This is a genomic window from Helicobacter cinaedi PAGU611, assembly GCF_000284635.1.
Classification (GTDB): domain Bacteria; phylum Campylobacterota; class Campylobacteria; order Campylobacterales; family Helicobacteraceae; genus Helicobacter_C; species Helicobacter_C cinaedi.
Map to the genome: position 1 here is coordinate 36,817 of NC_017761.1, position 11,790 is coordinate 48,606.

General features: G+C 39.3%; 12 protein-coding genes and 1 pseudogene. 11 read left to right on the forward strand and 2 right to left on the reverse strand.

Translation table 11 applies throughout. From position 1 onward, the window contains the following. The first annotated feature begins 33 nt into the window (after positions 1-33). The 7 genes and pseudogenes from gpmI (at position 34) to HCN_RS00220 (ending at position 5,752) form a co-directional block, all read left to right on the forward strand. Positions 34-1,503: a 2,3-bisphosphoglycerate-independent phosphoglycerate mutase gene (gene gpmI, locus HCN_RS00185; RefSeq protein ID WP_002956107.1), complete on the forward strand. Its 1,470-nt coding sequence runs from the start codon at positions 34-36 to the stop codon at positions 1,501-1,503. Between the two features lie 183 nt (positions 1,504-1,686). After that, a pseudogene (locus HCN_RS00190) lies at positions 1,687-3,512 on the forward strand (hypothetical protein). Positions 3,513-3,557: 45 nt separating this feature from the next. Beyond that, the gene (locus tag HCN_RS00200) at positions 3,558-3,809 is read left to right on the forward strand and encodes a hypothetical protein (protein WP_014666181.1); all 252 of its coding nucleotides are present in this window, start codon (positions 3,558-3,560) and stop codon (positions 3,807-3,809) included. Beyond that, complete coding sequence (locus tag HCN_RS00205) at positions 3,806-4,075, forward strand: type II toxin-antitoxin system YafQ family toxin (RefSeq protein WP_014666182.1); 270 nt, start codon at positions 3,806-3,808, stop codon at positions 4,073-4,075. The genes HCN_RS00200 and HCN_RS00205 overlap by 4 nt, the downstream gene beginning before the upstream one ends. Positions 4,076-4,095: 20 nt before the next feature. Further along, the gene (locus HCN_RS00210) at positions 4,096-4,287 is read left to right on the forward strand and encodes a hypothetical protein (RefSeq protein ID WP_014666183.1); all 192 of its coding nucleotides are present in this window, start codon (positions 4,096-4,098) and stop codon (positions 4,285-4,287) included. Continuing rightward, positions 4,284-4,670, forward strand: a complete 387-nt coding sequence (locus tag HCN_RS00215; RefSeq protein ID WP_014666184.1) for a type II toxin-antitoxin system death-on-curing family toxin — start codon at positions 4,284-4,286, stop codon at positions 4,668-4,670. The genes HCN_RS00210 and HCN_RS00215 overlap by 4 nt, the downstream gene beginning before the upstream one ends. Further along, entirely contained in the window at positions 4,667-5,752 is a 1,086-nt protein-coding gene (locus tag HCN_RS00220; RefSeq protein WP_014666185.1) for a hypothetical protein, read from the forward strand. The genes HCN_RS00215 and HCN_RS00220 overlap by 4 nt, the downstream gene beginning before the upstream one ends. Before the next feature lie 81 nt (positions 5,753-5,833). Here the strand turns inward: HCN_RS00220 and HCN_RS00225 are convergent, their stop codons facing one another. Continuing rightward, positions 5,834-6,409 carry a hypothetical protein gene (locus HCN_RS00225; protein WP_014666186.1) on the reverse strand — a complete coding sequence of 192 codons (576 nt, stop codon included), beginning with the start codon at positions 6,407-6,409 and terminating at the stop codon, positions 5,834-5,836. Positions 6,410-6,511: 102 nt separating this feature from the next. Then, on the reverse strand, positions 6,512-8,716 hold the full coding sequence (locus HCN_RS00230) for a TonB-dependent receptor domain-containing protein (RefSeq protein ID WP_014666187.1): 2,205 nt from the start codon (positions 8,714-8,716) through the stop codon (positions 6,512-6,514). Between the two features lie 156 nt (positions 8,717-8,872). Here HCN_RS00230 and HCN_RS11400 point away from each other — a divergent pair, with 156 nt between their 5' ends. From HCN_RS11400 to HCN_RS00245, 4 genes are read left to right on the forward strand one after another with little or no spacing between them, the layout of a single operon-like run. Beyond that, positions 8,873-9,025, forward strand: a complete 153-nt coding sequence (locus tag HCN_RS11400) for a hypothetical protein (RefSeq protein WP_002956111.1) — start codon at positions 8,873-8,875, stop codon at positions 9,023-9,025. Continuing rightward, positions 8,973-10,514 (forward strand): flagellar biosynthesis protein FlhF, encoded by a 1,542-nt coding sequence (gene flhF / locus HCN_RS00235; RefSeq protein WP_014666188.1) that lies wholly within the window; start codon positions 8,973-8,975, stop codon positions 10,512-10,514. The genes HCN_RS11400 and flhF overlap by 53 nt, the downstream gene beginning before the upstream one ends. 19 nt (positions 10,515-10,533) lie before the next feature. Further along, complete coding sequence (locus tag HCN_RS00240) at positions 10,534-11,406, forward strand: MinD/ParA family protein (protein WP_002956113.1); 873 nt, start codon at positions 10,534-10,536, stop codon at positions 11,404-11,406. Between the two features lie 40 nt (positions 11,407-11,446). Continuing rightward, complete coding sequence (locus HCN_RS00245; RefSeq protein ID WP_002956114.1) at positions 11,447-11,785, forward strand: hypothetical protein; 339 nt, start codon at positions 11,447-11,449, stop codon at positions 11,783-11,785. Positions 11,786-11,790 lie beyond the last annotated feature (5 nt).

Consider the following 11,790-nt stretch of genomic DNA (forward strand, 5'->3'; position numbering starts at 1 on the left):
AGTTAATTTCAATCAAATATTAAAGGAAAGACAATGAAAGCGATTCTTGTGATTACTGATGGGATAGGTTATAGCCATAAAACAACACACAACGCTTTTTATCACGCTAAAAAGCCAAACTATGATTATTTATTTGAAAATGTGCCTTATGGTATGATTGATACATTTGGCTTGAGTGTGGGGCTGCCGGAAGGGCAAATGGGAAACTCGGAAGTGGGGCATATGTGTATTGGCTCGGGGCGGATTTTGTATCAAGATTTAGTTAGGATTGCAAATGCCATTACAAGCGGTGAGTTGGCTCAAAATCCTGCGTTGCTTCAAGCGGTGGCAGATTCTAGCGTAGTGCATTTATGTGGGTTGTTAAGTGATGGTGGGGTGCATTCACATATCTCGCATTTTAAGGCTTTGATAGAGATTTTATCCATTCAAGGCAAAACTATCAAGCTTCATCTTATCACTGATGGGCGAGATGTCCTGCCACAGAGTGCGTTAGGGTATTTAAGCGAGATAGAAAAGCTGTGTAATGAAAAAGTAAGTATCGCAAGTATTTCAGGGCGATTTTATGCTATGGATAGGGATAAGCGGTGGGAGCGAGTGCAACAAGCCCATCAAAGCATAGCACAAGGCAGGAATCCTAGCTCCATTTCTCCGCAAGAGTATGTTAAGAATCAATATAATGAAGGGATTTTTGATGAGTTTATTATCCCGGCGAGTTTTGGCGGATATAAGGGTATGGAGGCAGGAGAGGCTTTTATCTTTGTGAATTTCCGCTCTGATAGGGCAAGAGAGATTGTAGAATCTTTAGGCAATCCACAATTTAGTGAGTTTGAGCGGGAGTTTATCCCACTATCTATCGCCACGATGACAGAATATGACGCGACATTTCCCTATCCCATACTTTTTCCCAAGCAAAAGGTGCAAAATACCCTTGCAGAAGTCATTGCCACAAATGGTTTAAGGCAGTTTCACACCGCTGAAACAGAAAAATACGCACATGTTACATTTTTCTTTAATGGTGGGCGGGAAGAGCCCTATCCCAATGAAGAGCGTTGCCTTGTGCCTTCACCTAATGTGAAGACCTATGACTTGCAACCGGAGATGAGTGCGAATGAAGTGGGGCAATGTGTGCTAGGGGCGATGGAAAAGGGCTATGATTTTATTGTTGTGAATTTTGCTAATGGCGATATGGTAGGGCATACGGGCAATTTTGAAGCGGCGATTAGGGCTGTTGAAGCGGTGGATTATGAGCTTGGCAGGATTATAGAATCTGCTAAGGCAAATGACTATGCGTTATTTATCACAAGCGATCACGGCAATTGCGAAGAGATGAAAGATGATAATGGCAATATGCTGACAAATCACACAATCGGGCAGGTATGGTGCTTTGGAATGATTAATGGAGTTACACATATCGCTAATGGTGGATTAAATAATATCGCCCCAAGTATCCTAAAGGCGATGAATCTACCTATACCGCAGGAGATGGACAAGCCATTGTTTTAGATTCTAGCCGCAAGGACAAAATGGCATATTTTGAGTTAAGAAAAGACGAGTATATATGGCGATAGGAATATCTAAGCTTAAGTAGGATATTGCAAGTTTAGAATCTGCTATAATACACACTCTAAAATCGTAAAAGTAACGATTTTGCTACAATACAAACTTTAATCACAAAAGGCGAGTAAAATGTATCCCCTAAACCTCCCCGAAGAAGAGCTAAAGCACAAAGTCGCCACCGATTTTTTCAGCCCAAACCCACAGAGTGAAAATATAAATCTAGACAAAGAGCAAAAAGCCCTTTTAAAACATCTAGATTCTACGCAGATTCTAGGACGCATTGACTTTTGCATAAGTTATAACGCAAAGACACTTTTTCAGCCTATAAACTTCCTGTGGGCAGAAGCCAAAAAAGGCAATAGGGCAGATATTATAGAATCTTTTATCCAGCTAATCCTAACCATAGGCAAGGAAAAAACCTATGAAAACAACCTCCCGCCCCTTTTCTTAGGGGCTTACGATTGCGAGAAAATCGCCTTTATCCCCTACCACGAGCTAGATTCTATCTTTACACAAAATGACTTTAATTGGAATGTAACCCCAAGTAAGCACGACACAAAAGAGTTTAAAACACTCTACACCAAAACAAAAGAACTTTTAGAATCTAAAAAGCTACAATTTAACTTCAAAAGCGACTATAAAGAATTGCAATCTTTCATACGCCTAAACTTCACGCTAAATAATGAAAACATCGCCAAAATCCCCATAACCAAAAACAACTTCACCACCATTTATCAAAAATGGCTTTTAAGCGTAGCCCCAAGCATTGGCATTGATTGGAATCTCGCTAAAAACGCAGGGATTTTAGACGCAGATTTCTACCTAGCGGATTTATTAAGTGCTGAAAATCAAAGCCTATTAGATAAACTTTTTGTCGTGCTAAAACAAACGCATTATGAGTTTAATAAAACCACCACATTTATGGGGACACAGCAAAAAGATACCGCAAGTTTTAATGATAATCAAAAAGCCCACACAGCCTTTTGGAATCTCTATGAACGCCCACCAAAAGAAGAGTATTGGAGCTACATTATAGATAGGCGAGATTTGCTAGTCCCTAGCGATATCAGGGAGAGAAAGGGAGCATTTTTCACCCCGCAAATTTGGGTTAGCAAAGCCCAAAGCTACCTAGCAAAAGCCTTAGGTGAAAACTATCAAAGCGAGTATTATATATGGGATTGTGCCGCAGGGACAGGCAATCTGCTTACAAACCTTACAGAATCTCACAGGCTCTATGCTTCTACCTTAGATAGGGCTGATGTAGAGATTATGCAAGAATTATCAAGCAAAAATGCCCTGCACCTACTGCCAAAGCATATTTTTCAATTTGACTTTTTAAACGATGAGTTTTTTGACAAGCCTTGTGAGAAACACGCCACCTCTTCTCATACTGATTCCACCCCCCCCCCCCCCCACTTTGTCATACTGAGCGTGAGCTAGTATCTAGCCAAACGCCCAAAAGTGCGGCTTCTAAAGATGATTATTTTAAAGGCTTTGTAAATCCAAACTGCGAAGATTGTAAAAAGTCTAAACTTCCCCCAAAATTACAAGAGATTCTAAAAAATGATGAAAAACGCAAAAAGCTTATCATCTTTATCAATCCTCCCTATGCGGAAGCGGCAAGCACCAGAACAACTACTAGTTTCAACAATGAAAACAAAACAAATGTTAGCAATCAAACTTTAATTTCTCAGCGATATATGAAAGATTATAATAAGTCTGTTAGGGAACTTTTCGCGCAATTTTTTATAAGAATCTACAATGAGATTCCACACTGCCACCTAGCTGCCTTTTCAACGCTTAAATATGTCAATTCTAGTAATTTCATAAGGTTTAGAGAGAGCTTTCAAGCAAAGTTTCTAAAAGGCTTTATTGCTCCAGCTTACACCTTTGATAATGTCAAGGGCAATTTCCCCATAGGCTTTTTAGTATGGGATTTAAGCCAAAAAGAATAAAACATAAGAATTTTTGCTAAAATTCAAGCAAAAAAGGAGTAAAAAATGACTTTGATACTAGAAAATGTAGATACAAGCATCTTGCGTGTTATAGAATCTTTGCAAGGATTAAATAAAGACTTGCAAATAGAAGTGCAAGATGAATGCCCTATTTGTAAAGCCCACGACTACACGCCAAGCAAAAAGGCAGCAAAAAAGCTAAAAAAATCGCTTAAAGAGATTGGGAAAAAACGCAAGAAAGGCACGCTAAAATCTTTTGACAGCATAGAGGAGCTAAAAGCGGAGCTTCTATCGTGAAATACACAATCACTTATACAAAAGCTTTTAAAAAAGACTTTAAAAAGTTAAGCCCAAAAGACCAAGAGCATACGCTAGAGATTCTCACACGCCTTGCTAATGGTGAGAGCCTAGAGCCAAAATACAAAGACCACGCACTTAAAGGAGAGTATGCAAATTGTAGGGACTGCCATATCCGTCCTGATTTAGTGCTGATTTATCGTTACAATGATAACTTTTTAGAACTAGTGGCAATGCGTATTGGTAGCCATAGCGAAGTGTTTTGATTTGATAAAAGGAGTAGAAAATGACTTTGATATTAGAAAATGTCAAGCAAGAGTTTTTAGATGACTTTAAAGCCCTAGCGGATAAGACACAAGCACATCTAAGCATAGAGCAGACAAAAACCGATGACTTCCAGCAATTACGCGAAGCTATGTTACAGGATTTAAAAAAGCCAGAAAATAAAGCCGTGTTTGAAAGGCTTAAAGATAAATGAGATATTTAAGCTTACAAGAAGTGCAAATAATGCACGATGATATTATCAATGAAATAGGCGGACTAAGTGGGGCAAATCCTAAGCAAATCGCCCTTTTAGATTCTGCACTGACACAAATCCAAAATGATGATTATTACCCAAGCTTTATAGATAAGCTTACCCATTTAATGTTTGCCTGTGTGAAGTTCCACCCCTTTGCAGATGGCAATAAACGCACCGCACTTTACATAGCAAAAGCCTTTATCAAGCTAAACCGTCCAGATTCTCTCCCTACTGATTTCTACCAAAAGTTAGAAGATGTTATCGTTAGCGTAGCAAGTGATAAGCTAAGCAAAGATGAGTTAGCACAGATTCTAAGCGATATGCTAAAAGGCGTTAAATGAAAAGCAGCATAATCTTAGATATTTTTGATGAAAACGGGGCGAGTTTAGGGAAAAAGCGATTCTATACAACACATTCAAAACAGCAGAATCTAAATCAATGGTTAAAAAACTTTATAGACACAAACAACAAGGAACTATGTGCGATTTGTTGTATTGGAACAGATTTTCAGCATAATAACTTTTGCAACATTAACTTTTGGGATTCTATTAAAGGGGTAGGTAACGCAAAAGGCATTTCAAAATTTAAAATCACACCAAATAATCTTATCCCAACAAGCATTTATTTCTCCGTCCGCCATTGCATTAAAGCCACTTGGATAAATGATAGAGATCAATTTCTAGCCCCAAATAAAAAATGGGAAAAGGACACAGAGTTTCATAGCAACTGCCTTGTCTTTATGCTTTTTCACGGACAAAACAAAATCACTTGCAAAGAGGGCATAAACCACTTTATCCCCTTTACTGAATTAGAGTTAAACGCAGCCGAAGCCTTTGACTCGCACTTTATGCAAGACTTTCTACAAGGTAAAATCAAGCAAGATTCTAGATTTTTCGCTAACGCTCAAAACGAAGTTTCTTTAGAAAATGACAACTTATCTCATCGCCATACCGACTCTGCCCCTTGTCATACTGAGCGGAGCGAAGTATCTCAAGTTATAGATTCTAAAAGAGACTTTTCGCCTACGGCTCAAAATGACAAGAGAAAAAAGATTCAATATGACAAAGTAAAATCTAAGCCCTTGCAAACAAGCCTCTTTAACGATGAGCTAGAATCCACTTTTATCCCCACAAAGCCACTTGAATTTGGCGATGAAGCAAAAGAAGTGCTACAAGCAGGAAAAGAGCTTTTTAAGCACTACCACGGACAAGCAAAAGATTCTAAAGACTATAACGCAAACGCCGCACTCTATGACATTAAAGCCCACTTTCAAGGCTTTAATGATAAGGGCAAAATGAATCCACCCCAAAGAGCCGATGATGAAACCTACAAAGAAAAGCTAGGCATACTCAACTACGCCCTAAAAAACTTAGCCAAAAAGATAGAAGTAAAAGTCTATGAATACGCCTTTTTGCTACCATAAGGTTGTGTCATTGATACGCCTTGTCATATTATCTTATTTCAAAAAGACAGACAAGGTATATTGGAATCTAAGTATCAAACCCTAAATGCTCCCATACACCGCTAAGGCTGTGAGAATAAAGCCTCCACCCAAAACACTAAAAGCAATTTTGCGTTTGCCCTTACAAAATGAAGTAATAATAAGCCCTGATAGATAAAAGAGAAGCATTGAAAGTCCAAAGCCAATGGCGATGAAGTCAAAATATGAGAGTTTGAATCCAGCTATTTCGTGTTTGCTTCCACTGCTTTTGTGCATAAGCATTAAGATTCCATATAATCCCCTATCTATCGTGCGGAGCATAGGTTTGCCCTCTTTATCTTTGCTTAAGCTTACGCTGTATTTGATATTCCCCATTGAGAGATTACCTTTCATCATACGCACCTGCGTGTCTTTGGGGATTTGGAGATTGTTCTTTGTAAGAATGGTTATGATAAACTCCTCTTCCTGCCCCTTTTGTGGCATAGAATCTAGTGGAATATCAATGATAGTCGCACCGGAATTTTGACGAATTTCAAAGATATAAAGCACACCCGTTATCGCATATATCAACGCTGCTGGGAGAAAAAACAAGCTCAAGTAAAGGTGCATTTGCATCCAAAATTTACGATGAAGTTTCATAATGTGAAAGTCCTTAAGTAATGATATAAATTCTCACAATCCTATCTAAAGATTGTGAGTTAAATGTGAAGTGTATTGTGCTTAGATTCTATCCTCCAAAGCCTAGAAGTCCGCTCTAAAGCTTATCCAATAGTTTCGGCTTGGCAAGATTCTTTGGTATTTGTTTTGTGCGTTTGTGGTGCTGCCCTGCCCACCACTGCCACCATTTGTAGTATAACTTGCATAATCCATAAAATACACATCAAAGAGATTATTAACCGCTAGAGTTAGGGCATAGTGTTTGCCGATTTTGTAGCTTGCTGCAACATCTACAAGCTGATAGTCTTTGTAATACTGCCCTACAATCTCTCGCACATTTGTTCGTGCATTAGATCCTGCATAAGGTGTGGGCGTTTTGTATTTCCCACTCCATCGCACATACATATCAAAATTACCATATTGATATTTTGGGGTAATAGTAAAGCTGTGTCGCGGGATAGAATTTATCGGCTCTCCTTTGCCCGAGCCACTTAGAGCTTTTGTGTAGGTGTAGCCATATCCTGCATCAAGGGAAAATCCACCAATAGGCTTAATCTTTGCACTTAGTTCTGCTCCGCTTACAAGACTTTTTTCTACATTGCGATAAGTGGAGCAGGTGCTAGAACCGGGGCAGATTTGGTTTGTCCCGGGGATTTGTGCGTTACCTGTTATGCCTTGTAATGTTTCAATTTGATTATTAAAATCTGTGTAATAGCCTGTAAGAATAAACATCGCTGGATCTGTATCTACAATCGCACTAAGCTCGTAGTTCCAGCTTTGCTCGGGCTTTAGGTTTGGATTCCCATAAGATTCTGTTGTAGAGCTACCGCTGCTAGTGCTTGTGGTAATAACACCATCAGTGGTTTGCAAAAGTGTAGGGATAAGCATACCATTTGCCACACCTGCTTTGAATGTCAGCCAATCTGTGGGATTATAATTTACATAGAATCTAGGATTTGGCACGGTGGCGAAGCGATCGCTGTAATTATAGCGTAAGCCAAGTGTGGTGCTTATGCTCTCACTTATGAGATATTCCCCTTCAGCAAAGATAGCAGCTTGATTTTGGTGCATATTTCTGTGTTTGCTAGAGATTGTGCCTATAAGATTCTCAAATTGATAATACACCCCACCATTAAAAATAATCGCCCCATAATTGTTTAAATCAAAGTCATTTGTATAAGTGCTTTGGAAGATAGCATTTTGGGAGGTGCGTTTGTTTGCATATTTGATATAATCCCCTTTATCCGCTCCAATGCCAACATTTGCGTGTGGGGCAATGAGATTGTAAGAGTGCTGCACATAGCTAGAGAGTTTCCCCCACTCATAGTTTCCATCGTGGCTAAGCACGGAATTAACCTTAAAAAGCTCTTGTATGGAAGTAATGCTACTGCTAGAGGTATTGAGCGTTCCAAGCCGTCCATTATAGACTTCGGAATCTAGATAGATATAATCGCTACTTGTTGGCGTGTAGTTGAGCCTAAAGCCACCGCTAAAATTGCGAGAGCCTGTGGAGGAGTGTGCCGCATAAGGATTGCTATTTTGACTTGGGCTTACCCACGAGGGCTTTAAAAATTCATTTGCATCATTGTATCTTGCAGAGCCACGGAGATTCAGCGAGAGCTTATCTTTGAGAAGAGGGATATTCATATAGGCATTTGTGCCATAGACATTCCCCCATTCACTATTTGGCTCAAAAAGCTTTGTTTCCATTTGGATTCCGCTTGTGAATGTATTTGTATGCTTTTTAGTGATAATATTGATAACCCCCCCCATAGCATCAGAACCATAAATTGTGGAGGCAGGACCACGAATAACTTCAATCCTTTCTATCATTGAAGGTGGCGGCATAAAGGAAGTTTGATTCCCAAGCCCATTTTGCACAAAGCCACGCGTGGTATTTTGGCGTTTGCCATCAATAAGGATAAGCGTGTATGTCGAGCTAAGCCCACGCATAGAGATTGAGTTTTGCCCTGTTTTGTCCTGCTCCACATACACGCCCGGGACATCTTGCACCGCATCACCTATATCGCGAATGGGGCGGGTTAAGATCTCTTCTTTGGGGATTATGGAGATGGACGCTGGAGCGGTTTTCATATCCTGCTCATAGCCCGAAGCGGTAACGACAGATCGTCCAAGATTCACTTTTCTTGTCTCATTGTCAGGGCGAGTTGCGTTAGATTCTAAGGTATTAAGAGAATCAGCAAAGCTCCCACTAAACAAGAAACTAAGGATAAGTGCGATATTAAAGCAGTTTTTTTGAGTAATGCAGTGAGAAGTTGAAGGCTTCATTATAAATCCTTTTATTAAAATTACAAACAATTCTTATTATCTAAAAAAGTTTGTGTGCGGATTTATAGCAATAAAAACTTTAAATAAATCTTAACAAAAACTCTCATTTTTAATATCTTGTAATCTACACAATGTAATAAAAAATATGGTGAAAATGTGAAGCTTTTTATACAAATCACACCGAGTTTAGCCAACTTTAACTTCGCTAAAACTCAAACAAGCTATAATCAGGGATTTTATTTGATAGGCGGATATTATGGCAAAGAAACTTCACACCTTTATGGGCGACACTCCAGCCCAAGCTCTTAAAAAAGCACAAGAAACCTTTGGGAGCGATATTTTGCTTGTTGAAAACAAGGAGATTCGCAAAAAGTCTCTTATGCAACCGGGCTTATATGAGATTGTTATCGCCGTTGATGAGATTGAGGGCAAGGAAACGCACAGCACAATAGAGCCAAAAGCAGAATCTAGCACAGACTTAGCCCAGCAGATTCCACAAAATAGTGTGCAAAAAAAGCTTGATGAAATAGCAGAAAAGAAAATGGCAAAAAAACGCCAAGAAGCAAACAAGCCTAGAATCTACGATGAAGTAACCTTGCAGCTTTCAAACGCCGTCAAAGAAATCTCACAGATTGCTAATGTGCCAAGTAATATGCCAGAATCTCCAAGCATTATTCCCCAAACCCCGCCACCTTCAACACCATCTTTGTCATCATCTTCACCTGCTCTAAGCCCCAACGCCGCACGACCATACCCCACAAGCACAACTACAACTAATAAGCCCAGCAAAGCCCAGATTATGCAAAAGCTTGATGAAAGGGCAAATGAAAGGATTCAGGATTTACAACAAACGCGTTTAGAGCAGCATATCAATGAAAGGCTAGAGCTTAAAGAGATAAAAAGTGAGCTTGATGATTTAAATGATAGGCTAAAAATCATTCAAAATATGCTATGGGAGGAGAAAAGCCCAAAAAATGAAGGTATAAATATCCCGCAGGAATTTGCTGAAATTTATAGAATTGCTAAAAGTAGCGGAATGAGTAGAGAGCATTTAGACACGATTATGCAGCTATCCTTAGAGCTTATGCCTTTAAAAATGCGTTCAAGCTCAACGACTATCAAGCGGTATTTTCGTGAAGTTTTGCGAAAGATGATTTATTGTAGGAGTGAGAATCTCAATAATAATGATAAAAAAATTATGATGCTTGTTGGTCCAACAGGCGTGGGGAAAACAACCACTCTAGCCAAACTTGCTGCGAGATATTCACTTGTGCTCAATAAACGCTATCGCGTGGGGGTGATTACCCTCGATACTTATCGTTTAGCAGCGGTAGATCAGCTTATGGCGTATGCGCGTATGATGAAGCTAAGTATTGATACTGTTGTAGAGCCAGAGGAGCTGCCAAAAGCCATAGATTCACTCAAACATTGCGATTATATTTTGATTGACACGGCGGGGCATTCACAGCACGATAGGGGTAAATTGCAAAATATCAAGTCTTATTTGAATACGGATTATAAAATTGACATTAGCCTAGTGCTTGCACTCAATGCCAAGTATGAGGACTTGAAAGATACTTATAATGCCTTTAGTGAGCTTAATATTGACACTTTGATTTTTAGCAAACTTGATGAAAGTCGCAATTTTGGGAATATGTTTTCACTCGTATATGACACAAAAAAGCCCATTTCATATCTCTCAATCGGGCAAGGTGTGCCTAATGACTTGATTTTGGCAAGTAATGATTATTTGGTAGATTGTTTGCTTGATGGATTTAAGCGTCCAGAATCTAAGTAGAATCTCAATAGGAAAGCGTATGATACAAAATCAAGCCCACGAGCTACAATCCCTCATACAAAGCAAGGATAAACGCAACTTTAGCAACACAAAGTTTATTGCTATCACTTCAGGCAAAGGTGGAGTGGGGAAATCAAGCATAAGTGCCAACCTTGCTTATTGCTTATGGAAGCTTAAAAAACGCGTAGCCATCTTTGATGCGGATATTGGACTAGCCAACCTTGATTTAATCTTTGGCGTTAAGACACAAAAAAATATTCTTCACGCATTGCGTGGAGAAGTGAGTTTTCAGGAGATTATTTATCCCATTGAAGAAGGTTTGTATCTAATCCCGGGTGATAATGGAGAGGAGATTCTAAAATATGCTCATAGCGGTATTTTTGAGCGATTTTTACAAGAGAGCGATATTTTAGATTCTATTGATTATATGATTATTGATACTGGAGCTGGGATTGGCGGGATAACGCAGGGTTTTTTGAATGCTAGTGATATGCTCATTGTCGTTACTATGCCCGATCCTTCAGCGCTCACTGATGCGTATGCGACTATCAAGCTTAATGCCAAAATGCGTAATGAGATTTTTATGATTCTTAATATGGTAAAAAGCCAGAGAGAATCTCAAATGGTGTTTGATAGAATTGTAACTTTGGCTAAGAAAAATATCCCCGCACTTACATTACAGAATCTTGGATTCATCGAGCAAAGTCAAGTGGTGGCAAAAGCGGTGCGTTCGCGTGAGCTATTTGTCAAAGCCGAGCCATTAAGTGCGGTAAGCGGAGAGATACAACATATCGCACAAGGGGTTGTTATGAAGTTGGAACAAAATATGCTTAACTCACCACAAAAGCAACGATTTGCGGATTTTTGGCGGCGGGTGCTTGGCTATATTTGATAGCTTGAATCTTTAAAGAGTTTATCTTTTTGGGGCGGAAATGAAACCAGATAATTATATGAGCTTTAGCGTTGTTGCAGGATTCTTCGTTGGACTTGCGTTTTCTATTACGAAGTTTGATGAGCCGGAATTTATGGTGCTATGGACGATTATCACAACAATGGGCGTATATTTGATTGTGGCGGTATGTGTGGCGTTGTATTTTTGGTTTTTGGATTTTGAAAGCTCAAAATTAAAGAAAAGTAAGCTTGAAAGTAATCTTGAATACTATCGCCTTGAATTTGATAAGCGTGAAAAAGAATCTACCAAGATTCGCAATTTCATTAAGAGTATAGAATCTGATGATGAAGAAATGGCAGCCCAGCAGAATGCGAACTAAGGGTA

Excerpts from the sequence above, each read along its gene's own strand:
- gpmI (WP_002956107.1), top strand. The coding sequence starts at position 34 with ATGAAAGCGATTCTTGTGATTACTGATGGGATAGGTTATAGCCATAAA.
- HCN_RS00240 (WP_002956113.1), top strand. The coding sequence starts at position 10,534 with ATGATACAAAATCAAGCCCACGAGCTACAATCCCTCATACAAAGCAAG.
- HCN_RS00220 (WP_014666185.1), top strand. The coding sequence starts at position 4,667 with ATGAAAAGCAGCATAATCTTAGATATTTTTGATGAAAACGGGGCGAGT.
- flhF (WP_014666188.1), top strand. The coding sequence starts at position 8,973 with ATGGCAAAGAAACTTCACACCTTTATGGGCGACACTCCAGCCCAAGCT.
- HCN_RS00225 (WP_014666186.1), bottom strand. The coding sequence starts at position 6,409 with ATGAAACTTCATCGTAAATTTTGGATGCAAATGCACCTTTACTTGAGC.
- HCN_RS00230 (WP_014666187.1), bottom strand. The coding sequence starts at position 8,716 with ATGAAGCCTTCAACTTCTCACTGCATTACTCAAAAAAACTGCTTTAAT.
- HCN_RS00245 (WP_002956114.1), top strand. The coding sequence starts at position 11,447 with ATGAAACCAGATAATTATATGAGCTTTAGCGTTGTTGCAGGATTCTTC.
- HCN_RS00210 (WP_014666183.1), top strand. The coding sequence starts at position 4,096 with ATGACTTTGATATTAGAAAATGTCAAGCAAGAGTTTTTAGATGACTTT.
- HCN_RS00200 (WP_014666181.1), top strand. The coding sequence starts at position 3,558 with ATGACTTTGATACTAGAAAATGTAGATACAAGCATCTTGCGTGTTATA.
- HCN_RS00215 (WP_014666184.1), top strand. The coding sequence starts at position 4,284 with ATGAGATATTTAAGCTTACAAGAAGTGCAAATAATGCACGATGATATT.